Consider the following 24,186-nt stretch of genomic DNA (forward strand, 5'->3'; position numbering starts at 1 on the left):
AATGGCCATTTCCTGCGCTATTTCTTGCCAATAGCGGAAGGGTCCTTTTGAGCCAAATGAAAAAGCTCTTCCGCCAGAGCTTTGATTTGTTCACGCAGCTTGAATACGCAGTCCGTTTCCACTGCAAGTCCCTGCACGATATCTTCGGCCAGGGCACGACAATTCGGGGACCCGCAGGAGCCGCAGTCCAACCCTGGCAAGCTCTCAAGGACCTGCTCCATGCGCTCCATCTTCGCGATGGCTCTCGCCAAATCCTCATCCAATTTGAATGCGGGCTGAGGCACTAAAGGCGCTCCATTGAAATACCCTTGCCGGTAGAGTTCGTGTATCTCCCTCCCAACCGTCTCAGGCAGAGGGAAATAATCATCATGAAGATATCCGCCGTTATCCTTCGTTTCATCTCCCCCATACGGCCTATCATCTTTGCGTCCAACGCTCGAGGCCAGCTGCTCCAGAGCCACCCGCCCCAAAAAAGGATTACGGACCATGAGAGCTCCGCCGACGCATCCACCAACGCAGGCCTGCGCCTCGATAAAGTCAAGCCTGTCCAACTTCCCGAGCTCCATCTCCTCCAGCACCGCTATCACATTGTGAATCCCGTCAACAACAAGAGAATTCTTAAGGGCTACCGCCCGATTCTCTCCGCCGGAACTCCCCCATCCAAGGCCGAAAGATGAGGCTGATGTATATTGGATACCAGGATTGTTCATATAATCCGAATTCCTTTTGATCTCAGAATAAATGGCACTTGCAGCGATGGCGCCGCTTATGTCATTTATTCCGATGCTCAAAAGATCCCTGACCCAGGTCATTTTGGCAGGGCAAGGAGTAATGAAGAATGTTCCGACATCCTCCGGGGCAAGATGTAGCTCAGCTACAGCTTTTTTCCGCGCTAATTTTCCCGCTGCCCTGGCCGGTGCATCCACCGGAACGATCCGGTCGAGAAGGCTCGGGAATCTTACCTGGATCAGCCTCACAACAGCGGGGCATGCAGGGGAGATAAAAGGTCGCCCCCCAGGATGCTCCTTCACATAGACCCTCGTGACATATGACATTATGTCCGCTGCCCGAGCTACATCAAACACATCATCAAAGCCCATCCGCAGAAGAGCGCCCAGGATCTTCTCCGGTATATGATCTTTATCTTTGCCAATCTCGTAGAATTGAGAATAGAAGGATGGAGCAGGCATTGCAATAGAATATTTGAAACCTCTGATAGAATCAAGGTTATCCGTGATTGTCGCTTTCGCGTGGTTGTCGCAGGTCCTGACGCACTCGCCGCAATCGGTGCACCTGTCAGCATTTATCCGGGCCTTCCCCTCCCGGACGCGAATAGCCTCGGTAGGGCATCTCTTTATGCAGTTTGTGCATCCCCGGCACTTCTCCTCTATGAGATAAACCGAGTGAAACCGCGAAGGCATGACAGAATCCTCCGTGTGCCTCAATAATGGATACGGGCTATAACCTCGGTCCCCTTCCCTACCTCAGACTCGATCAAGAGCTCATCGGAGAACTTCTTCATATTCGGCAAACCCATCCCTGCCCCGAACCCCATCTCCCTGATTTGTTCAGAGGCAGTAGAATATCCTTCCTGCATAGCGAGGTTTATATCCCTGATCCCGGGACCTTCATCCCTGGCGATTATCTCTATCTGGTCGGGGGTCACCCTAAGCATGAGATTGCCCGCGACAGCATGGATTATTATATTCATCTCTGCCTCATATGCAACGATGGCAGCCCTTCTCGTGATATCCGGGTCTATGCCTATCTGTTTCAGGGCGCGTTTCATCCTGGTCGCAGCCTCGCCCCCGGACGCGAAATCACCGCCCTGCACCTTATAAGACAATTCCAACAGTGGCTGCCGGCAAGTATCCAGTATCCTCCCCCCTGAAGACAAACCCGTCATGCGCAATGTCCATGAAGGCCAGCCTTGAACAGAAGACCGCATGATTCAAACAGCGGGTAGTTCGTTCTCAAGAGAGGAATCCCTCGCTCCTTAGCCATTTCGATGACCTCATCGGGCGGCCTTTTCCCTCTAACGAATACCACAGCTACCAGATCGTTCATCTCTGCAGTGCGAATCACCTGAGGATTTGTAAGCCCGGTAAGGAGCATGGTCTTTCGCTCAGCAAAGGCTAGTACATCGCTGAGCAGATCGCACCCGCAACCGCGTGGCACGTCTATAGAAGCCAAATCCCCCTCACAGGTCAGGACCTCTGCATTTAGGATATTCTTAACCTCCAGGAGAGTCACAGCTCTCACCACCGGCCCTATTTTGCTACAAAGGCCTCGTAACCAGCATCTTTTAGTTGTTTCGCCAAGGCCTGCGCATTTTCCTCCTTCGAGAAAGCCCCCACCTGCACCTTGAATGGCGCTTCACTCGTTACATATACCTGATACCCCTCAGATTTCAAAGTCTCTGACAATCTCTCTGCATTTGCCCTTTCCTGAAATGCGCCGACCTGCACCCGATAGAGGGTTACGGAATCAGGGAGGTTCGAATTGGGACTCTGCGGGCCCTCCTGTACCTCAGGCTGCGCAACGGTCTGGGAGGTATCCGTCTTTTTGCCTATCTGCTTGCCCTGCTCTTTGGCCTGTCCGTTTGTTATGGCAGAAGTCGAGGTGGTGGGCATAGGAGACTGAGTTGTGGCCACTGACTCCTTGGGCTGGGGCTTCACAAGGGTGTTCAACGCATATTCTCCCAGGAGATAGCCGAGGCCTATGGCTATAGCGCCAAAGATCACAAGGCTGACAACGAGCAAAAGGCCTTCGCCACGACGTCCATCTTCGGTTCTTGGCATCCTCTTTTCCTCCTTCTTGTGGAATCTTCTCCGGTACTAATACACGAATGCGGGTCAACGATCCTCCTTTATCCTTCCCAGGGCGGAAGCATAAAACGATCGAGGAGGAATACGGGAAGGCCTTCGATCTCATCTCCGACGATTCTTGCAAGATCCATTCCGCAGCATACAGCCTTGACCGGAATCCCAAGCCTGGTGCCGACTTTTTTCGCTACCTCGACGCCCTTTACGATATCACCATATGATGTATCTCCGGAAAGATGAGTATTACTTATGATCCCGGATACCCGGAGCCCGCTCGAGAGCTCTATTTCTCTGATCATCTTTTCCGCAGCGTCAGCATCCCTCGTGAAAGGTCGATTTACATTCAAGACCGCTACCATCTCGTAATCAGTGCGCTCGAATCTATCGCGAAATCGCGCGAGTCCCCGCGCTCCGGACGGATCTCCGCCCACATCAAAGACCGCAAATAGGGTATCATTATCAAAAATGGAATAAATGCCCTGAGATAGGGCGGGAAGATCCGCAAAGTCTGCCCCTTCTCTTGAAGAAATGACCCGGATACCCTGACTCTCAAGAAGAGCTTTCAAATCCCGTGATCTGAAATATGGGTTTACAAAGTCAAGATCGATGAGAGCCACATCTTCACCCCTGGATGACAGCATGAGAGAATAATTGATAGCGAATTCTGTCTTGCCACTCCCAAAGGCCCCTGTCACCACCAGAATTCTTTTCCTCGAAATAGGAACTTCGTCTGTCGGCCTGAAAATCGGGTATACTTCCCCTACGAGATAAAGTGAGCCTGTGATGAAAAGCATGTCGCCTGGCGCCGACAGCTCCATTCCTCTCCTGACTGCGGCAGCGGCATCATCAATAGCTTCTGCCTGAATCCCTTCTTCTTCGAACCAAGACTGGATCTGCGCAGGAGCATAGCCGCCCACTCTGCTGGTCCTAGCCATAGTACATATTGCATAATCAACGCTCTGTGAGAGCCTGCCCACTAGCTTTTTGCCAGGCTTATCCCTGGAGATGCCGATGACCACCCGCACTTTCCCCGTAAAATCTTTTGAGTCTGTAGCCTCGTCCAGGGTCTCACAGAGCCTGTTGATGCCATCAAGGTTATGCGCACCATCCAGGATGAAGTAAGGATTCCTCGAGACGATCTCAAGCCTCCCAGGCCACCTCGCAGAAGCAAGGCCCTCCCTTATTGCATCATCGCCTATCTTTATGCCCTGCTGCTCCAATGCCTCGATCGCAGCCACTGCCGTCGCGCAATTCTCAACCTGATGGAACCCCAGAAAGGGGACGCGAATGCTCTGGTATTGACGCCTGCCGGAAAGATCGCACACTTTTCCCTCCAAGAACCCATCCACCATCTCATTGGCAGTTGTAGGTTGAACTGAGAATTTGAAATCTCTCCCAACCAGGATGAGATTTGAGCCTCTCTCATGGCACGTCCTTTCAATGACTTCCAAGGCCTCCATGCTCTGGGGGGATGAGATCACAGGTCTTCCAGGCTTTATGATTCCAGCTTTCTCCCTTGCTATCGCCGCGAGGGTGTTGCCTAAGATCTTTGTGTGATCGAAGGAGATATGCGTTATAACACTTATGAGAGGGTCCACTATGTTTGTCGCGTCAAATCTGCCGCCAAGACCCACCTCGATAACAGCCAGGTCAACCTGCATCTGAGCGAAATAATAGAAAGCCAAGGCAGTTATGATCTCGAATTCTGTAGGGAGACCAGGATCGTTCCCCGACCTGAATTCCTCGATCAAGGATTTGAACCTGGTCACAAGCTCGGCCAACCTCCACTTGGGGATCTCCTGACCATTGACCTTGATCCTCTCGGTAAAAGACACGAGATGGGGCGATGTATAGAGTCCTGTCCTATACCCTGCCTTTCTTAGAATGCTCTCTATCATGCTGCAGACTGAACCCTTGCCATTGGTTCCAGCTACGTGGACAACCTTGAGACCTCCGTGTGGGTTGCCCATCCTTTCAAGGAGCGCTTGGATACGCTCAAGTCCAGGCTTTACCCCGAACCTGCCAAAAGTATTGAGATAATCTATTGATTCTGGGTAATTCATTTCTTCCTCCACCATAGGCGGAAGAAAACCTTCCGCCCCTCAAACGTGAGGAGGGCCGCCGCTCCTCTCTCCTTTTTGGGCGATTCCAGCCCAGAGATGTCCGCTGGGGCGGTACCACCATCACCCACTTTGCCACGTCAGATGGAACGATATCGCCGCCCCCGGCTGCCCTCCATTCGGCGAAGGAATGCCCTTGATCCGGCATCTATTCGACCCTCGGCCCGGCCTCCGCCACCCCGGGGGGCACATCCTTGAGATTCTTGAATGCTGCGGCGAAACGCGCGGCAAGCTCGCGCGCCTGTCTCTGATAGGCTTCGGCTGATGGCCAGACCTTCTCAGGATCAAGAATCTCTTCCGGCACGCCTGGGCAGCTCTCTGGAACCATAACATTGAAGATCGGGTGGAGTGTAAATCTCACTTTTTCCGGCTCCAGGGCGCCCTCCAGAATTGCTCGGATCATGGCACGAGTATGTTTGATACCAATCCTTTTGCCGATCCCATAGGGACCGCCGGACCATCCGGTATTCACCAGATAGACGGAGACATTATGCTTTTCGATTCTCTCCCCCAGAAGTCTCGCATAGGCTATAGGCGGCAAGGGCAGAAATGGCGCTCCGAAGCAGGAGGAGAAGGTAGCTTGAGGTTCGGTGACCCCACGTTCGGTACCAGCCAGTTTGCTGGTATAGCCCAAAAGAAAGTGGTACATGCTTTGTTCACGCGAAAGCTTTGACACGGGCGGGATTACGCCAAATGCGTCAGCGGTAAGGAAGATCACCGTCCTCGGATGGCCTGCAAATCCGTTTTTCACCGCGCCGGGAATGAAATCGACAGGGTATGCAGCTCGCGTGTTTTCGGTGTATCTCTCGCTATTGAAATCAGGTTCACGCGTCACCGGGTCTATATCAACATTTTCGAGAATTGCGCCAAATTTGATTGAATCCCAGATCTGTGGCTCATTCTCCCTGGATAGGCGAATGCATTTTGCGTAGCAACCGCCTTCAAGGTTGAAGACTCCATCATCGCACCATCCATGTTCATCATCGCCAATGAGGAATCTCATGGGATCAGCAGACAGGGTAGTCTTGCCCGTGCCGGAAAGGCCAAAGAACAAAGCCACATCTCCATCACATCCCACGTTGGCAGAACAATGCATGGAAAAGACACCCCGTTGTGGCAGGAGATAGTTCATCACGGTGAATATCGATTTCTTTATCTCCCCTGCATAGCTTGTTCCGCCTATTATAACCAATTTCCTCTCGAAACTAATGATAACGAATGCCTCTGATCTTGTCCCGTCTGTCTTGGGAACGGCCTTGAAACCAGGAGCGCTGATCACGGTGAAATCAGGCTCAAAATAATCAAGTTCCTCAGGGGAAGGTCTGAGAAAGAGTTGATGAGCGAAAGCATTTTGCCAGGCGAACTCATTCACCACGCGAATAGGCATCCGGTATTTAGGATGAGCGCCTACGAAACCATCAAAAACAAATACCTCCCGCCTCTGAAGGTAAGATAACAGGCGATGGTAAAGCTCGTCGAATTTGGCCGGGTCAAAAGGGACATTAGTTGAACCCCAATTAATCTGATCATGTATACCGGGTTCATCCACTATGAACTTATCACCGGGCGACCGCCCTGTATATTTTCCTCCCAGGATATTCAACGCGCCTGTTGATGTTAATATGCCTTCTCCTCGCGTGATGGCCTTCTCAATAAGAGCCGAAACGGCCATGTTGCGGTGAGCGTTCTTAAACCCGGGAACCATTGTAACCGGAAACTCCGCTTCTCCCTCACGTCCGGGAACTTTTTCCAGTTGACTAGCCAGATTACCTGACATGACTCTTTTCCTCCCTTCTCCTCTGCTCTCCTACTCCTTTGGGGATAATACGCGCATTTCTGCTGACGCTAGTAGTATTTTGTAAGGGCCAACCTGCGAGGCGGCGCGACGCCATTTGGCCATTCAAAAATGACCCCCTTCAAGGGTAAAAAATAACACCGCACCCCCCTCTTCAAGAGATAGCTCTCCACCGGGCACAAAGGGCGTTCTGACCGGTGACAGTTCTGCATCTATTCGATGCAGCCCCAGCTCCGATTCCCGCGGCGGGAAATCGTGCTTCGGCGGCAGCCCCTTTCCTCCCCCCTCACCGATGCCATTCTCCGGGAGAGTACTGATGACTCACCGCGCCTCTACCTCACCCCCAGGGGAGATGAGGTGTTGTATCATTTTCCGATAAGTGTTTTTTCTAGTATATAGATCATTCGTCTGGCTGTCAACAATTCTTTTTTGCCATCTATTTCCTCATCCTCGCGATCAACTCATGGTACTCAACAGGTAAGACATCGAGGCCTGTCAGGAGTTCATCGTATCCGCCAGGCCCTGTATAGCATGAGTTCCACAAGAAAAACTCAAGCCATTCCACACCCTGGTTCTTACATTCCCATGCCAGCCTTACTATTTCATCAGTCGTAGGATATCGCCAGACCCCGGGCTTCCCGAAGGCTTGAATTATCGCGATGAATTTCCCCTTTACATATGGTCTGATCTCCCTGAGATAATTCAAGGCAAAGTCCCAATCCGTGCCATCGTAATAGCTGGGATAGAGGTCAATCGAGGTATATGAAAGATCGTATCTGCTCAGATATTCCTTTGCATATTGGATATCATTCCTGTTACGACGAAGACCGCAGAAATTCAGGATCGGCCGGTATCCCTGATTTATCCAGCGAGTTATATGTTCGTTCAGATTCCCCATATCCATCGGGGCAAGCTCAGGCTCATCAATATGGAAATAAAACTCGGCGTCCACTCCCGGGAATTCTGGCAACTCCTCCAACAGCGTAGGCGGATTCCCACCCCCCGCTCCCAGGGCTATCTTTGGGAAATACTTGGCAACAAGAGGAATATTCTCATGAGAAGAAGTCATATAGGTTATGAAATTAAATCCAATCTTGTTTGCCATATAATCCAGGGTTCTCTCAAGATGATCCCGCTTATCTTCCCTGGGGCGTTGGTGATGATCCCAATAGAATTTCTTCTGGAAATCCTCGCTGAAGAAAATACCGACTGTGTCAAATTTTGGCACATCTAATATCACGATACTATCCCCTTTCATAAAAGGAATCCTGAGCAAAAGCGCAGAGATTTGCCATACTTTTTACTTTCGGAATCGGATGATTGATGGCGCCACGCCCTTACGGCGCCATCACGCCATCACCACGCAGGCGACCTGTCATTATGGGTTCCGGAAGTCAGCTGGACCGGCTCCCCGCCCTGGGCAGGCATGATATAGATATGACTCGTGCCACCCTTGTCAGAGGAATATGCAATATATTTCCCGCTCGGGGACCATGCAGGGTCTGCCTCCACCACATTGAAATCCTTGGATATCACATTCGCTGACAAATCCGCCAGAGTGAGAATAGTCACGGCCTGGCTCCTATTCGTCCTATTGTATGTGGTCATTGCCGCATATTTGCCATCGGGAGAGCATGCCCCACCCTTTACCACCTGGTCTGGTTTCGTAAGTACCTCAAGGCCGCTCCCATCCAGATTTACCCTTTCAACGCATCCATTCCCTTCACTCGCAGTAAAGAGAATGCTCTTTCCATCAGGGAACCAGCTGGGGTTGTCAACATCGCCTTTCGTCACAGCAACGCGTCTTTGATCACTGCCGTCAGCATTCATCACATAAAGCTGAGCGCTTCCATCTCGCGCCGAGACGAAGGCTATTTGTTTCCCGTCAGGAGACCACGCAGGTGAATAGTTCAGAAGAGTGTCAGGCGATGTGAGCCTCACCACATTTGTCCCGTCGGAATTCATCACATAGATCTGGAACATGCCCTCACGATCAGACGCAAACGCGATTTTTGTCCTATCAGGGCTCCAGGCCGGATCGCGATCCTGAGCGTTATTCTGAGTGAGATTCGCCTGTTCGCTCCCATCACTATTCATGATGTAAATTTCTTCATTACCATCCCGGTCGGATACAAAAAGTATCTTTTCAGAATCCACCTGCCCCGCAGCAGTCTGAGGCGTTGAACTTGCCTTTTGCCCGCCGCCCTTTGGACGTGCACCGTACCATATGCCTACGACGGCAAGGACGAGGATGGCTGCGATGGCAATCACCACCGTCGCCCTTGAACCACCCTCATTACCCGTCTTTCTATCCCGAATGCTCATCAGAATCCGGCGTCTCCTCCGCAGTAAACGGATATAGCGCCAAACACCTCCTATCAATCGTTTCAGCAGGCCCGCGTCTGTCGCGCGCCGAGAAGGTCAGAAATCCTGGACCTATTCCTTCAAACCCGTCAGAGCTATTCCTTCTACAAAATAGCTCTGCCCCAGGAAGTATATTATAAGAATAGGCAACACTGCAACCACAGATGCTGCCATCAAGAGTCCCATCTCCACGTCGCCATAATTCCTCAAGAATGCAAGGCCAAGCTGTAACGTATATTTATCGCTACTGCTGATGTAGATCAATGGCCCGAAGAAATCATTCCAGCTGCCCATGAACGTAAAAATCCCCACTGTAAGCAGGGCTGGCTTGACCAGGGGCAAGGTGATCCTCCAATAAGTCTGAAATGGCGTGCATCCGTCAACCCTGGCAGCCTCATCCAGTTCAGAGGGAAGTGTCATAAGATACTGTCTGAGGAGAAAGGTATTAAACGCACCCCCAAAAAAGGCCGTGACAGTGAATGGATAATAGGTATCCAGCCATCCCAGGGCTTTCATCAGTAGAAATCTCGGGATGATGGTGACTTGATAAGGAAGCATCATTGTAACCAGAATAAGAACGAACATAAATTCGCGTCCCTTGAATCTGAGCCTCGCCAGCGCAAAGGCTGCAAGCGAGCACGACAAAATCTGACCCAGAAGGACAAATACAGTGATCTTGATACTGTTAAAATAATAATGCGCCAGCGGGACGAGCTTCCACACATGCACGTAATTCAAAAAGGTCACAGGGTTTGGGATCCATGTCGGTGGAAATGTGACCTGCTGCTCATAGACCTTCAATGAGGTGGACACCATCCAGAAGAATGGGAGGATCATAATGATCGCGCCCAGAGAGACCACCGTATAGGCAAGAGCGGTATTCATCGCCTTCCGTTGAATCACAGGACTCTACCTCCGGTCAGCGCCCGGCATAGAAAACCCATCTATTGCTCAGGCGCAGGTTTATTGCAGTAACCACCAGAATCACCGCAAAGACTATCCATGCCATGGCCGATGCGCGCCCCATCTCAAAATAGGTAAATCCGCTCTCATATATCTGGTATACGGGTGTAATGGTGGCATACTGCGGTCCGCCCTTAGTCAGCACATAAGGAAGCTCAAACAGCTGGAACCCCCCAATGAGTCCAAGGGTGAGGGAAAAGAATATTGTCGGTGTCATCATGGGAATAGTTATATGTCTGAACGCCGCCCAACTGCCGGCGCCATCGATTATGGCAGCCTCATAAAGGGTGCGCGGTATTCCTTTCAATCCGGCAAGATATATGATAATATTGCCTCCAATGCCACTCCAAATGGCAACAAGGGCAAGCGCTGGCATGGTCCATTGTGGCGTATTGAGCCAATCAACAGGCGCGACGCCTATCAATGAAAGTAGCCTATTCAAAATGCCATAGCGGTAATTCAGGACCGTTCCCCATATCATTGCGACTACCACTGTAGATGCGACTGCAGGGGTAAAATAGATCGTTCGAAATAGTGTGATTCCCTTGATTTTCATGTTCATGAGCATGGCTATGAGAAGTGCCATAGCAATCGACGTGGGGATGGATAGAATTACATAGTAGGTCACATTCACTAACGATTTTTGGAAAATATCACTTGTCAACACCCGGCTATAATTGGCGAACCCAATGAATTTCGGAATGTTTATGAGAGAATAATTTGTAAACCCGAGATAGAATGAATAAACCATAGCGCCAAAGGTGAATATCACCATTCCGATGACCGTTGGCGCCAGCATTATCCATGCGGCTATGGTATGATCGCGATACAACGAACCTCGCGTCTTTGGACTCTTATTCATTGACCTCCCCACCTTCCAAGAGTAAACAAAACCGCCATGACAGGCGCGGATAGGGTCTCTGAAGACCTTTAATGTCACACCTGGAGAATTGAGATATCTCGCCATGAGGGGCGGGAGAGCGCAACCCTCCCGCCCATAATCGGCTATGACGCCTACGCGACCATAAAACTCCTGCCGGTCTAATCCTTATATTCCTTCAGCCACTTCTCAATCTTGACCTTAGCTTCATCCAGCAGCTTCCCCACATTATCCACGGATTTGCTGAAAATAGTGGTCCCGGCGTACTGGTTGAAAACATCGATGGCCTTCCATTCCTTCACGGTCGCAGGATTGGGACGCCCGATCTTGACATCATTGTTGATGATCATGTTCGTCGCGATCCCCGGAGGGCTCTTGAGCCAGTCAAGGCTGTTAGCCACTGGAATGAAAGCTGGGACTACATTAGACCCATATGGCCCTTTGAGGAGGTCCGACAGGCTCTGGGTTATATACCATTTGATGAACTCATAGGCTTCCTTCTTATGCGCTGATTTCGCAGAAATACCGAAGCCTTGCACGTCAAGGGCCGGCATATGCTGCACGCCTGCCTTGAACAGCGGCACGGATACTCCGGCCCAGCGGAATTTATTCATCCTGGCGAACCTGGGCGCTACCCAGTGTCCCCATACATCCATGCCAAGCTTTCCGGTTGAGAAGAATTCATAGCTGGGAACTCCGGCGGCCTCAAAGACCCCGGCATCTGGAACTGCCCCAGATTTGAACAGGATGTGATTTATTTTCTCAAATACTTCTTTTGCCTTGGGGCTGGCCCCGGTAAATTCCGTTATGGAAGAGTTAAACAAGGATGTTCCGTTTTCCCACAGCCACTGCCTATATACGCCAGTCAGGTCGAACATGCACAGACCCCATTGGGTTACCTTGCCGCCTGCGTCCCTCTTGGTAAGCTTCGTCGCATAGGTGAGGAAATCGTCAGAGGTCCATTTCGGGGTCGGGTATGCAAGCCCGGCCTTATCCAAGAGGTCGGCATTGTACCATACCATATCAGGATAGTTGGAACCACTCGGCAAAGCATAGAGCTTTCCGTCGATCGTAAACGAACTTATGGCGCCCGGCTGCCACGCATCAAGGGAAACCTCAGTATCTTTTTCGATGAATGGCTTAAGGTCCACGAAACCGCCCAGCTTGGCCACAGTTACAAAGTTGCTGGTCTCAGTAGCGGTGGTGATGATATCAGGAGCAGTGCCACCAGCTATCGCCACCGGCAGCTTCTGCATGTAGCTTCCAAAATCAAGCACCTTTGCCTCTATCTTAACATTCGGGTTGATTGCCGAATATTTCTCGGCATACTGATTCCAGCGTTCCTGACTCTTGATGTCGCCCCAGTCCCAAACCTGGAGGGTGATTTTCTCAGCAAAAATCTGGGAAGATAGCGCAACAATGAGAAGCATGGCCATTCCGTAGGCCAACCAGATTCTTCTAGACATTTGCATCGCCTCCTTGTGTCATGTCTGAAACTGTTTGTGCATGCTTGAGAATACCAATCCGTACTACTGATCCGGCTACCGCTTTGCCTGCTACCACCCCTTTCATCAACCTTATCATATATGGCGCCTTTGCTGATCTAGCAACCTACATGTTCGAGCGCCAGAAGCGCGGCGCCGACCTCGGGCCCCATTTCCGGGACAATTAGGCTGGCGGAAGTGAACTCAGACTTGAGCCGCTCCCGGAAAGGCCCGGTAAATATTTCGCCGCTACGAAACATCCCCCCGCATGCAATCACGTCAAAGGGAACATCTGTTATACAAAGACGACGAACAACGCTCCGGACGGCATCTATCAATTCGCCGGCCGCGTCATCCAAGATCCTCCTGGCTACCCTGTCACCCAGAGCTGCGGCCTGCGTCACAAGAGGCGCAAGCCCGGCTATATCCCGCCGATTTCGATTGCCATTCCGATATGCCCAGTTGATGATATCAGGAAAGCGAGCAAGGAAAAGATGCGAAGTGATCAAATCCGTCAGTATCGTGGGCTCCCCCCTGCCGTCTTCGGCCTTTGCGCAGGCTATCAGTGCCTTCCTTCCAATATCATAGCCGCTCCCCTCATCTCCAAATAAAGCCCCCCAGCCCCCTGCCGAGGCCGTCTCTCCGTTAGCGTTCCTGCCTATGGCCGCGGATCCCGTGCCCGCCACGACTACGACGCATACCTCAGGCGATCCTGCAATTGCCCTGCAGACCTCAAACTCCCCGGCCACCATGACCCTAACGCCGGGAAGGATGTGAGAGAGATGCTCCTCAACCAGATGACGATCGGACGGCCCTCCGATGCACACAGCGTCAATCTGTGACTCTTTACAGCCTGCTTTTGACAAAGCCTCTCTAACGGCAGATTCAATAGACTGCTTTGCTGTCTCAGGATCCACGAAATTTGTGTTTATAGGTCCTCCCGCCCCGCGCCCCACAATTTGCCTGTCATAGCGCATCACTACGCATGCGGTCTTGCTTCCACCGCCATCTATCCCGATTACATATCTCTCTTCTTCAGATCCCGTCCCCATAGATGAAGACAGCCCCTTCATTCATTCTGCGGCAACAGCTCCGTAAATCTCCCCCGCGGCCACGACAATTTCTATCCCCTTCTTAGAAAGGAAGTCGGCGAACTCAGGCGGCGGGGGCGCGTCAGTCACAACCATATCAACGGAATCCAAAGGCGCAAAACTACTAAACAGCAGTTGATTGAATTTACTATGATCCGCCAGCATGATAACCTTATCCGCAACATCCATCATTTTCCGGCGGATCTGCCCCTCAAGGGGGCTGTAATCAGATAGCCCGAATGTCACCGACACCCCTTTGGGAGAAATAAAGGCTTTGTTAACATGAATCTTAGATATCCCTTCCTCCGCCATAGGCCCAAGAAATGACCTCGTTGTCTCACTCAAGATCCCGCCTACACCGACGACCGTAAGGCTTTGGATCCCGCTTAACTCGATCATCACCTCGAGTGAATTCGTGACAACTGTCAAGTTCCTTATGGATTTGACGCGCCTTGCCAGCTGCAATGCAGTGGTACTAGAATCAAGGCTAATAACATCCCCCGGATACACCAATCTGGCCGCGGTAGCGCCTATGCGCGCCTTCTCCTCAGGAAGCATCCCTTCGCGCACCCGAGACGGCAACTGTCCGTTGACCTCAAGCTGGGGGGAACTCGCTCCTCCATGCGAACGCACTATGTAGCCTTTTTCTGCCAGGACCTTTAGGTCCGTGCGAATGGTAACCTCGGACACCCCAAAAAGCCGGCTCAATTGCGAAACGCTTACCGTCCCATCCCGTCTGATGAGATCCAGTATTTCTTGCCTCCGTGAGACTGATAGCATCCTCGCCATCTACGCAAGCCAGGCTACCGTCGTCCTGGCATAACTACCCCCCTATCTGTATAATAGATTCAACATCCGACCTTCGATTTCCTTCTTTTAATTCTAACTTTCTTTCGCAATCTTTCACTTTGGATTTCATCCTGAATCCATGCCTATGAATTCCGGTCGTCTTTTGACAATGAGTGTCGCAGCCTCAAGAAAGTCCCATCGAATTTTCCCGCCTTTGCCTGGCCATTATTGAAAGATAGACGGACTGGTGGGCAAACTAATCATTGGATTCCCGACTTCGGTCGCGGGTGAATGAAATTCCATTGATGGTGGTGATGTGGTGATGGAGCAACCTCGTTCCGGAAGAGCTACGAAGATATCGATTGTTGGCGCAGGATTTGTTGGGTCGGCCTTTGCCTATTGTCTTATGATCAGTGGGCTTTCGTCAGAGATCGTTCTCGTGGATGTGAACTTCAAAAAGGCGGAAGGCGAGGCCCTGGATCTGAGTCACGGAGTGCCCTTTGTGCGCCCAGTTGTGGTGAGGGCAGGGAAAATGGAAGATATCGAAGGATCAGACCTTGTTGTGATCACGGCAGGAGCTGCCCAAAAACCGGGGGAAACCCGCCTTGACCTTGTGAGCAGGAACGCCGCGATATTCAAGGGGCTCATTCCAGAGGTCGTCAAATATGCGCCTGACTCAATCATTCTTGTGGTCACAAACCCGGGGACATCATGACCTACATAGCGCTCAAATTCTCAGGTTTTCCAAAGAACCGGGTTCTCGGTTCGGGCACAGCGCTTGACACGGCGAGATTCCGGTATCTCTTGAGCAAACACTGCAATGTGAGCGCGCGGAATGTTCACGCCTATATCATCGGAGAGCATGGTGACAGTGAAGTTGCGGTATGGAGCCTGGCCAACATAGCGGGCATGCGGCTGGCTGAATACTGTCCATTGTGCGAGAAAGCCTGCCGGCCTGAATTTCGGGAGGAACTGCTGGATGATGTAAGGCGTGCGGCATATGAGGTCATTGACCGGAAGGGAGCTACTTACTGGGCGATAGGGCTGGCGATGACGGAGATCGTGGGGGCTATTCTGCGAAATGAGAATGTGGTGATGACTGTCTCGACTCTCCTTGATGGATACTATGGAGTAGATGATGTGTGCCTTAGCGTGCCAGCCGTTTTGAATCGCACAGGTGTCGTTCATCCAGTGCTGATCCAGCTGAATGAGGAAGAACAGGAAGCCTTCCGCAATTCGGCCAGGATCATTAAGGGAGTCTTGAAAGAGGTGCTGTGATGGGCAAATATCTTCCAAACAGCAGGACCTCCAGGATATTCATTCAGATTCTTGCAACATTCGCGGTCCTAATTGCTGGGTATTATATTCTCTGGATTGGCCCTGAGAGGCTGGTCCAGAGGAAAATCCAAAACACCGTGATGCACCTTGAGAAAGAAGAGGCCAGGAAACCGCCGAGGCATGTAGAGATGGTGCAAGGTGCATATGATTACAATACCAGTCTCATGGCCCGAGTCATATATGCCGAGGCCAGAGGGGAGCCATACCCTGGCCAGGTAGGGGTTGGCGCCGTGATCCTGAATAGGGTCAGAAGCCCTTTGTTTCCCAATACGATCCCCGGAGTCATATTTGAACCATGGGCATTTACAGTCGTGGCGACAGGTGAGATCTGGTGGCATACCCCCGACAGAACGGCGTACCGGGCTACCTGGGACGCCTTATCAGGCTGGGATCCGACTGGAGGGGCGCTTTATTACTATAACCCTGCCCGGGCCACCAGCCCATGGATCTGGACCAGGCCGCCGATAACTCGCATAGGCAATCATATCTTCACCCGATGATTGACAGATGAAGGGAGGAATTTAAATGAAGCGCAATTGGCAAAAGATCATCATGGTAGCTGCATTGGCCATTGCCCTCTTGTGGGGGCTCAGAGAATATTCCTTAAGGCGTTATATGGAGGTCCAGGCAGAAAACCAATATCAACGCGCTTTTCAGGAACTCGCGTTTCACCTGGACAGCCTCCAGACCGAGATCGGAAAAGCGCTGGTGGCGACCTCGACGCTTCAGCGCGCTCGAGCATTCTCAGATGTATGGCGGCACGCATACTCTGCCCAGGCAAGTATAGGTCAACTTCCCATAGGACCTGCCCCTCTAGTTGCCACAGAGAAATTCTTGGGAAAAGTTGGGGTATTCACTTATGCGATAGCTCAAAAGGAGATAGAAGGCAAGCCGGTATCCCTTCAAGAACAAAAGACTCTCAGAGATCTTGAAAAACAGGCGAGCTATCTTAGCGATAGAATCACCAGATTGAGAGATGATCTGGATAGAAAGGGAATTAGATGGCACCAGGTGGGGCGGGCTTTACATGTTTCCACACAAGTGAAACCTGAGAGGCAACCTCCGGAGCCCGTTAATCCAGTTTCAAAAGGTCTGAAAATGGTAGAAGATGGAATGAAGCGATTCCCAGAACCTGATTACAGTGGGACTCTACCCCCAGAAAAGGTAGCCCCAAAGGCCCTGACAGGTCCTATGATAGGGCCTGACGACGCTGTGCGGATAGCGAGGGATTTCCTGGGCGCCGAGCGTGTCTCGGGAATGACAATCAGGGTGGTATCCACCGTCAGTACTGACCCCGAGACCTATAGGGTTGAGGTAAGGCCTGCCAGAGGCCTGCCCTACCGACTGATCATGCTAGATGTGTCTAGACGAGGCGGGAAGGTCCTATGGATGCTGGACGACAAGGCTCCGATGGCCACCAAGATCTCGATGGACGATGCAGTAGCTCTGGGGTTGAGATTTCTTGAATCACGTGGATATAGAAATATGAAGGCTGTCTTCCGCGAAAAGCTCGACAATATAGCATTGATTACCTATGCTTACGTCCAGAACGGGATTGTGATATATCCAGATCAGGTAAAACTTCGGATCGCTCTTGATAATGGCTCCGTACTGGGTGTCGAGGCCACAGGCTATCTGACATTCCATCATACAAGGACCCTTCCGGCTCCTGAAGTAAGTTCGTCGCAATTGGCCGCGAAATTCAGCCCTGAAGTGGAGGTCGTACGGGTCAGACCTGTGGTGATAATGGACGATATGGGCAATGAGAAATTATGCTATGAATTCCTCATAAGGCTCGATGGCAGGGTGTACCTCTCGTATATTGACGCCGTGACCGGGCAAGAACATAAGGTGCAGAGAATGACGATCAGGGGAACCGAGGTTGTCTGAGGATCATGGACATTTGGGATCTAGTGGTGATCGGCGCCGGGCCGGCAGGCAGCTCAGCCGCCAGGGTGGCAGCTAATTTGGGACTCCGCGTTCTGCTCATAGATAAAGCGAGGTTCCCGCGCGATAAACGCTGTGCTGGCGGAGTGTCCCGGAAGGCACTGGCCGCAATCCCGGAGCCTCTTCCGGGCAATGTGATAGAAAGAGAGATCACAAGCCTCATCCTGGGCGGCCCGGGCGATTTCCTGATACAAGAATCGACCGGCGCCCCGATCGCTGTAACTGTGCGTAGAAGTGTCTTCGACTCATTTCTTGTTGACCTCGCCATTGGCGCGGGGGCCGAGTTCAGGGATAATACTGAGGTTCTGGACCTGGATGAACATGAAGGGTTTGTCTCGATCAGTCTAGGAAATGTCCCGAGAGCTGCAGAAAATGTAAGAGCTTCTTTTGTCATTGGCGCAGACGGAGCTCAGGGAAAGGTTGCAGCACTGTCAGGGATCCGGAGGAAATGGCGAAGAATCGAATTGGGTGTCGGCCTTTACATAGAGACGACCCTGGGCAAGGCCCCGCCGGAGGCTATGCACCTTTATTGCCTTCCAGAATTACCATGTTCCTTTGGGTGGATGTTCCCATATCGCGATAGTGCCAACGTGGGCATTGGGACATGGGGACCTTTCTCATCGCGCATACCCCCGGTCTTTCATTCCTTTCTCGAAAGATTGAAGACAAAGTGGGGCATAAGGAATTTATCACAATGCCGGAAAAGATATATACTACCCGCCGGCGGATTCACCCGGAGAATCGCGAAGTCCAGAATACTATTGGCTGGCGATGCCGCCGGGATGGTTGACCCCTTTTCCGGGGAAGGGATATATTATGCCATCAAGAGCGGGGCGATGGCCGCGGAGACCGTTGCCAGGGCCATTCGATCTTACGCCCATCCCGCGGACATCGCCATGGGGTACCAGCGCCTCTGTTACTCCCACTTTATAAAGGAATTCCGTCTCTCGGCAATAAGGGCATTCACCTCTGGCTACAAGAATAAAATAGGTTTCTGGTTTCTCCGCCACGACCCCAGGATCGCGAAGCGCCTTATTGATATCATTACCGGGGGAACGTAAACTCAGCGCCATCGGATCCTGTCGGGTCGACCATGCTGGTTGGGAGAAGAACGCTACTGGTCATTCTCCTCTGCTATCACAGGATTCGTCAGGGTGCCCAATCTCTCGATCTCAATCGACACCGTATCCCCGGGCTTGAGGAATATTGGCGGCTTACGCGTGAATCCGACACCGGAGGGTGTACCTGTGGCTATCACATCTCCGGGCGTAAGCGTCATGAGGTTCGATATGTATTCAATAAGAGCGGGGACATCAAAGATCAGCTCTCTTGTGTTTGAATCCTGCATGAGGGCGCCGTTGAGCCAGAGCTTTATGTCAAGCTCCCCGGGGTTTGGGATTTCATCACTGGTTATAAGGAAAGGCCCCATTGGCGCGAAGGAGTCGAGGGTCTTGCCCTTCAACCACTGGCCTTCGCTCATTTGAAGATCTCTTGCGCTTATATCGTTTAAGATGGTATAGCCGGCTACATAACCCAGAGCATCATCGCGGGAAATATGCTTGCCTTGTTTGCCTATTACAATGGCTAATTCCGCCTCATAGTCTATCTCACTAGAGACCTTGGGGATGATTATGGGGTCATTAGGTCCTGCGATGGCATTGCAAAACTTTGAAAACAGGACAGGGGCTTTCGGAATCGGCGAGTTGGCTTCTCTGGCATGATCTCGATAGTTTAACCCAATACAGATCAGCTTTGGCGGGCAAGGAACTGGCGCCATAAGTCTCACGGAATCTCTCCTATGCACTATTGGGCGATCGCCTTCACTTGCCGCTTGCCGGAACGCATCGGGATCCAGATGCCATGACTCTTCCACATACCCAAGAGCAATCCTTGCGCAATCGAGGCACCGTTTGCCGCCGCGAAGAAACCCGAGGATATCGTCCGGCAAGGCCGCTTTGCCAAGAGCTTGCGGATCTGACTCTCCACGTTCCCTGAGGTAGGCGATGAAAGCCGCCTGAAGATCAACCACCGCCTGCCCAATCTCGGACTGCGCTGGTTCAAATATAGTCCCAACAAAGGTTCGTCCATCATACCTGAAACTGCCTAATTTCATTTTGTGCCGTGGGCATCGGCCCTGCAGCATCGCGGGGATGCCCGTGCCCCCTTTCATCAAGACTCAGTCGCTCTAGTCAAAAAACATGCACTCGACTCATAGCTTGTCCTTTGTATTATAACCGAGATTATCCATGACTGGCAAAACCATTCTTATACGGAACGCGGCTCAATGGCCGAAATAGGCGACTGGCGCAGCGTTCCGGTCCTTATGAGCATGTTGTGCACAATTTTGTTGACAATAGAATCCCTGCGTGGTAGACTGTGACTCGAGAGGCGGCGGTGAACCGATGGCCTCAGGAACATAAGGGGAGGAATTTCTGTGAATTCCCTTCAACGACGATTAAATGCCTACTGCAGCAGGGCAAACAAGCTCAAGCAGGAAAATCTCTATTTTTATCTGCAGCAGATTGACTCTTTACATGATGCCAGGGTAACCATAGGCGGACGAGAAATGCTGATGTTTTCCTCATATAGCTACCTCGGCCTCATCGACCATCCCAAGATAAAGGCGGCGGCCCAGGAAGCCGTGAAGGAATTCGGGACCGGGACCCACGGAGTTCGTATCCTGGCGGGCACCACCAGGCTTCATGTCGAGCTAGAGAAAAGGTTGGCGGAGTTCAACAGGACAGAAGATGCTATCGCATTCAGCAGCGGGTTCATAGGCAATGTGGCCACGATTTCTTCTTTTGTGGGTAAAGGCGATGCCGTTATCGTCGATCAACTCAGCCACGCGAGCCTAGTGGATGGCTGCCGGCTCTCCGGAGCTGACTTCCTCTGGTTCAAACATAACGATCCGTCTGACCTCGATAGGGTGCTTGGGGAGGCAAAAGAGACTCACCGTGGGCTACTGGTGATCGTTGACGCCGTATACAGCATGGATGGAGATATTGCTCCCGTGCCGGATCTTATCGAGCTCTGCAGAAAGCATGACGCCTGGCTCTTGGTAGATGAAGCTCATTCTCTTGGCGTTCTAGGGGAAACAGGTCACGGGATTCAGGAATACTTCGGCCTCGCGCCCGGAGAAATCGATATACTTACAGGCTCTCTAAGCAAGACGATCCCCGCCGTAGGCGGGTATGTGGCCGGTAGGGCCGACTTCATCTCTTTCCTCAAACATACAGCAAGGGGTTTTGTATTCTCGGCAGCACTTCCTCCGGCTGCCGTGGCCGCCGCAAAGGCTGCGCTGGATGTAATCGAGGAGGAGCCATGGCGGAGGAGTAAACTCAAAGGAAATATCGACAGATTCGTAGGCGGCTTGAAAAGACTGGGCTTCAACACCCTAGGGACCAAGAGCTCTGTGATCCCCATTGTGATAGGGAACGAAACCACGACCCTTCGGATGACAAGACTCCTCCATGATGATGGGGTATTCATATGTCCGATACTCCCACCTGCAGTGCCACCCAAGACGTGTAGGCTGCGGGCAAATGTGCTGGCCTCACATACAACCGAAGATATCGACTATGTCCTGGATGCGCTCAGCAGAGCCCGCTCAAGGCTGGGCCTCGATACTGAGCCAAATCTCACTGTTGAGTCTGCGGCACGCTGAAATAGCCGCAGAGCGAATCAAACTATCGAAATATCACCAACCCCATGCGGCTACAATCGGCAGTAGCCGCATGGCTGTTTTCAAATCGCGATTTTCATGATCAAAAGCCTGTATCCTCACCGACAAAAACGGCAGGCAGGCCGAATTTCTCAGAGATATGACGCCCGAGGGCCTTGACCCCAACTGTTTCCGTGGCCCAGTGCCCCGCGAAGATGATATTTACGCCGCTATCCTCAGCCTCGCCCACCAGCTGGTGGGAAACCTCGCCTGTCAGGAAAACCTGGAGATTTTCCTTTACCGCCTCCTTGAAGAGTTCTGGCGCGCTGCCGCTGCATATCCCGATGCTCTCCACTATATCGGACCCAGCATGAATCCATTGGGCCTCATGACCAAGGGAATTCCCGATCTTCCGGACAAGATCATCAAATCTAATGGGATCAATATAACCCTTGAATCCTATAGCCTGGCCGTGATAGACCCCAAATGGAGCGCGGGATTTGAGCCCTACGATCCTTGCAAGCTCGGCGTTGTTGCCCACTTCTGGATTGAGATCCAGCGGCAAATGGGCGGCATAAAGCGCAAGATCATTCTCTATCAGGAACTTCACTCTCTTATAAAGGAGGCCAGAAATAGGGGCTTTGTCCCAGATCATCCCGTGGTGGACCAGAATGAAGTCAGCCCCACGCTCCTTGGCTCGCATGAAATTCTCGAGAGTTGCATCTACGGCAAGAGCTATCTTGGAGACATCCCCTTCCGCCTCGACCTCCAGCCCATTGACACAAGAGTCAGGAATTTCCGCTACTCTGAGAAAACCATCGAGATACCTGGCCAGCTCCACTTTTCTCATTTCATATTGTCCTCCCGCGAATACTCATCTCCATGATCAAAATCTCACCCCGACGCCCAACTGGTGAGTCCCGCCCAGGCCGGGATCTCCTGGAATGAGACCATATCCCAGATAGGCATAATCTATCCGATATGGGCCCCTTTCGTAGCCTATTCCCAATGTCGGTGCCCCTCTGCCAACCCCGAGCCCATAATAACCAAACCGCAAAGCAAAAGGCGCAAATTTCTTTTCATAGCCAGCTCTTAATGTCCTCTGCCCCTGGGTCTCTCCTGTAAGATCGTATATATCGATGGCCACTACATCATTGTTGCTGAATTTGTATGCTAAACCCGGCCTCACATTTATTGGCACCCAGGAAAGGACTCCATCTTCCCACCGAATGGGGGAACCATTGAGATCCTGAAATAAGATGCCCAGGGACAATCTAGGTGAGGCATGGAAAAGTAGTCCCAGGTCCATTGCCCATCGACTGCCTGAAATAGGGTCTCGTTCGCCAAGGGTCAAAGAATAGCGTTCATACCTGAAGGTGGAGCCAACGGCAAGAGGCCGTGCGGCTGCAGTAGCATATGAATATGTGAGCCATCCTCCCTCGAACTTATCCCTGGGACGCCGGCCTGATTGAAGGAGGTCCGGATGAATGAGATAACTCTCCTGAATCAACCCGAATCCATGAGCGCCATCGGACCCGCCAGGGAGTGAAACCGCAAGGAACTCATCATAATTGTAAAAGTCACGATTGTTGATGGTATGGGTGAAGGTCACCTCCCGCCGGTGGGAAAGAGCAAGCCCCGCGGGATTCCAATAGACTGCCTCCGCGTCATCTGCCACACCAATGAAGGCCCCACCCATTCCCAGGGCGCGGGCTCCAACGCAAGCCTCGCCATTGAGGCTCACTGCCAGCATCGTGGATAAAACCACGAGGTCGAAAATTAGAAAGGCATGTGAAATTCCACGTTTCAGATTCAGCCTGGACAGCACAGCAATCTCCCCGCTCGAATTTATTTGCTCAAAGAATTCTCGAGCTGCTCTATCCTCTTCTGAAGATCTGACACAATCTCCTCAAGAGCTCTCAGCGATTGGATCATGCGTGGCAGACGGCGAATGGCCACCTCACTCTCAAGTTCCTCTCTATGGGGTCTTGCGGGCGAGCCTGAAACCATCTCCTCTGGCGGCACCCTGCTGGTGACAAATGATCGAGCTGCTACTGTCGCGCCACCGCCGATCGATACATGATCAACAACTCCGACCTGACCAGCAAGAATGGCCCTCTCTTCTATAACGCAGCTCCCGCCAATGCCCGTCTGGCCCACAATGATCACATGAGGGCCAACTTTGACATTATGCCCTATTTGCACCAAATTATCTATCTTCGTGCCATCCTCGATGATGGTCGCTCCGATCGTGGCTCGATCTATGCACGCATTCGCGCCGATCTCAACGTCATTTCCTATAATTACAGTGCCGATCTGTGGGATCTTCTTGTTGATATTCCCATCCCGTACAAAACCGAATCCATCAGCGCCTATAACCGCCCCGGCGTGAATGATGGTCCTCTTACCGACCCGGACGCGTTCGCCGATACAGACATTTGGGAAGATGACAGTCCCATCGCCTATCACCACATCCCGCCCAATGTATGCGCCCGGGAATATAATGCAGCCAGCGCCAATGGTAGCGCCTGATTCTATAACTGCATATGCGCCTACACTAGCATCTTGGGCTATCTTCGCGCCCTCGCCAATATGAGCTGTAGGATCTATGCCGTGAGGGGCGGACAATGGGGGACGAAAATGGTCCAGAATGATAGCCATGGCAAGTCTGGGATTGTCCACTATAACAACTGGTTTGCCGGGAACGGAATACCCCCTTTTCAGGACCGCCGCAGCGGCCTGTGACCGGCTGGCAGCAAGAGCGTGATGGCGATCAAAGGCGAAAACAATGTCATGTGGCGTAGCTTCTTCTATCTCGCGCACACCCTCGATGACGATATCAGGATCTCCTTCAATCTCCCCGTTTACGGCCCTTGCAATTTCGCCTAAGGTCACATGGACCCCTCCTTGCTGAAAGGCTGAAAGCTCG

At 51.9% G+C, this 24,186-nt stretch carries 21 protein-coding genes and 1 pseudogene; 5 read left to right on the plus strand and 17 right to left on the minus strand.

Features of this window, described 5'->3' with window-relative positions; translation table 11 throughout:
- Positions 1 to 17: 17 nt before the first annotated feature.
- The 13 genes from HPY52_02565 to HPY52_02625 form a co-directional block, all read right to left on the minus strand.
- Positions 18 to 1,421: a 4Fe-4S dicluster domain-containing protein gene (locus HPY52_02565; GenBank protein NPV79150.1), complete on the minus strand. Its 1,404-nt coding sequence runs from the start codon at positions 1,419 to 1,421 to the stop codon at positions 18 to 20.
- 20 nt (positions 1,422 to 1,441) lie between these two features.
- Positions 1,442 to 1,906, minus strand: coding sequence for an anti-sigma regulatory factor (locus HPY52_02570; protein NPV79151.1), 465 nt, complete (start codon positions 1,904 to 1,906; stop codon positions 1,442 to 1,444).
- Positions 1,903 to 2,253: a hypothetical protein gene (locus tag HPY52_02575; protein NPV79152.1), complete on the minus strand. Its 351-nt coding sequence runs from the start codon at positions 2,251 to 2,253 to the stop codon at positions 1,903 to 1,905. The genes HPY52_02570 and HPY52_02575 overlap by 4 nt, the downstream gene beginning before the upstream one ends.
- A gap of 17 nt (positions 2,254 to 2,270) precedes the next feature.
- Positions 2,271 to 2,801 carry a hypothetical protein gene (locus HPY52_02580; protein ID NPV79153.1) on the minus strand — a complete coding sequence of 177 codons (531 nt, stop codon included), beginning with the start codon at positions 2,799 to 2,801 and terminating at the stop codon, positions 2,271 to 2,273.
- A 68-nt stretch (positions 2,802 to 2,869) separates the two neighbouring features.
- On the minus strand, positions 2,870 to 4,888 hold the full coding sequence (locus HPY52_02585; protein NPV79154.1) for a hypothetical protein: 2,019 nt from the start codon (positions 4,886 to 4,888) through the stop codon (positions 2,870 to 2,872).
- A 205-nt stretch (positions 4,889 to 5,093) separates the two neighbouring features.
- A complete protein-coding gene (gene pckA / locus HPY52_02590; protein ID NPV79155.1) occupies positions 5,094 to 6,650 on the minus strand; it encodes a phosphoenolpyruvate carboxykinase (ATP) in 1,557 nt (518 codons plus the stop codon).
- 526 nt (positions 6,651 to 7,176) lie between these two features.
- Positions 7,177 to 7,968, minus strand: a complete 792-nt coding sequence (locus tag HPY52_02595; GenBank protein ID NPV79156.1) for a hypothetical protein — start codon at positions 7,966 to 7,968, stop codon at positions 7,177 to 7,179.
- Between the two features lie 128 nt (positions 7,969 to 8,096).
- Positions 8,097 to 9,065 carry a hypothetical protein gene (locus HPY52_02600; protein NPV79157.1) on the minus strand — a complete coding sequence of 323 codons (969 nt, stop codon included), beginning with the start codon at positions 9,063 to 9,065 and terminating at the stop codon, positions 8,097 to 8,099.
- A gap of 111 nt (positions 9,066 to 9,176) precedes the next feature.
- Positions 9,177 to 10,007, minus strand: a complete 831-nt coding sequence (locus HPY52_02605; GenBank protein ID NPV79158.1) for a carbohydrate ABC transporter permease — start codon at positions 10,005 to 10,007, stop codon at positions 9,177 to 9,179.
- 16 nt (positions 10,008 to 10,023) lie between these two features.
- A complete protein-coding gene (locus HPY52_02610; protein NPV79159.1) occupies positions 10,024 to 10,929 on the minus strand; it encodes a sugar ABC transporter permease in 906 nt (301 codons plus the stop codon).
- A 179-nt stretch (positions 10,930 to 11,108) separates the two neighbouring features.
- On the minus strand, positions 11,109 to 12,413 hold the full coding sequence (locus HPY52_02615; protein NPV79160.1) for a sugar ABC transporter substrate-binding protein: 1,305 nt from the start codon (positions 12,411 to 12,413) through the stop codon (positions 11,109 to 11,111).
- Between the two features lie 137 nt (positions 12,414 to 12,550).
- The gene (locus tag HPY52_02620) at positions 12,551 to 13,504 is read right to left on the minus strand and encodes a hypothetical protein (GenBank protein ID NPV79161.1); all 954 of its coding nucleotides are present in this window, start codon (positions 13,502 to 13,504) and stop codon (positions 12,551 to 12,553) included.
- Positions 13,505 to 14,311 carry a DeoR/GlpR transcriptional regulator gene (locus HPY52_02625; protein NPV79162.1) on the minus strand — a complete coding sequence of 269 codons (807 nt, stop codon included), beginning with the start codon at positions 14,309 to 14,311 and terminating at the stop codon, positions 13,505 to 13,507.
- 322 nt (positions 14,312 to 14,633) lie between these two features.
- Here HPY52_02625 and HPY52_02630 point away from each other — a divergent pair.
- From HPY52_02630 to HPY52_02645, 4 genes and pseudogenes are all read left to right on the plus strand, one after another.
- Positions 14,634 to 15,589: pseudogene (locus tag HPY52_02630) on the plus strand (L-lactate dehydrogenase).
- On the plus strand, positions 15,589 to 16,149 hold the full coding sequence (locus HPY52_02635) for a hypothetical protein (protein NPV79163.1): 561 nt from the start codon (positions 15,589 to 15,591) through the stop codon (positions 16,147 to 16,149). Before HPY52_02630 ends, HPY52_02635 begins: the two are co-directional and overlap by 1 nt.
- Positions 16,150 to 16,174: 25 nt before the next feature.
- On the plus strand, positions 16,175 to 17,539 hold the full coding sequence (gene ypeB, locus HPY52_02640; GenBank protein NPV79164.1) for a germination protein YpeB: 1,365 nt from the start codon (positions 16,175 to 16,177) through the stop codon (positions 17,537 to 17,539).
- Positions 17,540 to 17,544: 5 nt separating this feature from the next.
- Positions 17,545 to 18,657, plus strand: a complete 1,113-nt coding sequence (locus HPY52_02645; protein NPV79165.1) for a geranylgeranyl reductase family protein — start codon at positions 17,545 to 17,547, stop codon at positions 18,655 to 18,657.
- 53 nt (positions 18,658 to 18,710) lie between these two features.
- Here HPY52_02645 and HPY52_02650 read toward each other — a convergent pair whose 3' ends face one another.
- Positions 18,711 to 19,709 carry a fumarylacetoacetate hydrolase family protein gene (locus tag HPY52_02650; GenBank protein ID NPV79166.1) on the minus strand — a complete coding sequence of 333 codons (999 nt, stop codon included), beginning with the start codon at positions 19,707 to 19,709 and terminating at the stop codon, positions 18,711 to 18,713.
- A gap of 321 nt (positions 19,710 to 20,030) precedes the next feature.
- On the opposite strand from HPY52_02650, the gene HPY52_02655 reads away from it, so the two are divergent.
- Positions 20,031 to 21,260 (plus strand): aminotransferase class I/II-fold pyridoxal phosphate-dependent enzyme, encoded by a 1,230-nt coding sequence (locus HPY52_02655; protein NPV79167.1) that lies wholly within the window; start codon positions 20,031 to 20,033, stop codon positions 21,258 to 21,260.
- Between the two features lie 100 nt (positions 21,261 to 21,360).
- On the opposite strand, the gene HPY52_02660 is transcribed toward HPY52_02655, so the two are convergent.
- Genes HPY52_02660 through lpxD form a run of 3 tightly spaced genes read right to left on the minus strand, consistent with a single transcriptional unit; the run spans position 21,361 to position 24,152 of the window.
- The gene (locus HPY52_02660) at positions 21,361 to 22,107 is read right to left on the minus strand and encodes a Nif3-like dinuclear metal center hexameric protein (protein NPV79168.1); all 747 of its coding nucleotides are present in this window, start codon (positions 22,105 to 22,107) and stop codon (positions 21,361 to 21,363) included.
- A gap of 36 nt (positions 22,108 to 22,143) precedes the next feature.
- Positions 22,144 to 23,085 carry a hypothetical protein gene (locus HPY52_02665; protein ID NPV79169.1) on the minus strand — a complete coding sequence of 314 codons (942 nt, stop codon included), beginning with the start codon at positions 23,083 to 23,085 and terminating at the stop codon, positions 22,144 to 22,146.
- Positions 23,086 to 23,105: 20 nt separating this feature from the next.
- Positions 23,106 to 24,152: a UDP-3-O-(3-hydroxymyristoyl)glucosamine N-acyltransferase gene (gene lpxD, locus HPY52_02670; GenBank protein NPV79170.1), complete on the minus strand. Its 1,047-nt coding sequence runs from the start codon at positions 24,150 to 24,152 to the stop codon at positions 23,106 to 23,108.
- Between the last annotated feature and the right edge of the window lie 34 nt (positions 24,153 to 24,186).

Source organism: Bacillota bacterium, from assembly GCA_013178415.1.
Lineage (GTDB): Bacteria > Bacillota > SHA-98 > Ch115 > Ch115 > Ch115.

Bases quoted from the DNA above. Each gene is read 5' to 3' on its own strand.
- HPY52_02660 (NPV79168.1), bottom strand. From the start codon at position 22,107: ATGAGAAAAGTGGAGCTGGCCAGGTATCTCGATGGTTTTCTCAGAGTA.
- HPY52_02620 (NPV79161.1), bottom strand. From the start codon at position 13,504: ATGAAGGGGCTGTCTTCATCTATGGGGACGGGATCTGAAGAAGAGAGA.
- HPY52_02625 (NPV79162.1), bottom strand. From the start codon at position 14,311: ATGGCGAGGATGCTATCAGTCTCACGGAGGCAAGAAATACTGGATCTC.
- HPY52_02645 (NPV79165.1), top strand. From the start codon at position 17,545: ATGGACATTTGGGATCTAGTGGTGATCGGCGCCGGGCCGGCAGGCAGC.
- HPY52_02580 (NPV79153.1), bottom strand. From the start codon at position 2,801: ATGCCAAGAACCGAAGATGGACGTCGTGGCGAAGGCCTTTTGCTCGTT.
- ypeB (NPV79164.1), top strand. From the start codon at position 16,175: ATGAAGCGCAATTGGCAAAAGATCATCATGGTAGCTGCATTGGCCATT.
- HPY52_02650 (NPV79166.1), bottom strand. From the start codon at position 19,709: ATGAAATTAGGCAGTTTCAGGTATGATGGACGAACCTTTGTTGGGACT.
- HPY52_02570 (NPV79151.1), bottom strand. From the start codon at position 1,906: ATGACGGGTTTGTCTTCAGGGGGGAGGATACTGGATACTTGCCGGCAG.
- HPY52_02600 (NPV79157.1), bottom strand. From the start codon at position 9,065: ATGAGCATTCGGGATAGAAAGACGGGTAATGAGGGTGGTTCAAGGGCG.
- HPY52_02610 (NPV79159.1), bottom strand. From the start codon at position 10,929: ATGAATAAGAGTCCAAAGACGCGAGGTTCGTTGTATCGCGATCATACC.
- HPY52_02565 (NPV79150.1), bottom strand. From the start codon at position 1,421: ATGCCTTCGCGGTTTCACTCGGTTTATCTCATAGAGGAGAAGTGCCGG.
- HPY52_02585 (NPV79154.1), bottom strand. From the start codon at position 4,888: ATGAATTACCCAGAATCAATAGATTATCTCAATACTTTTGGCAGGTTC.
- pckA (NPV79155.1), bottom strand. From the start codon at position 6,650: ATGGTTCCCGGGTTTAAGAACGCTCACCGCAACATGGCCGTTTCGGCT.
- HPY52_02635 (NPV79163.1), top strand. From the start codon at position 15,589: ATGGGCAAATATCTTCCAAACAGCAGGACCTCCAGGATATTCATTCAG.
- HPY52_02615 (NPV79160.1), bottom strand. From the start codon at position 12,413: ATGTCTAGAAGAATCTGGTTGGCCTACGGAATGGCCATGCTTCTCATT.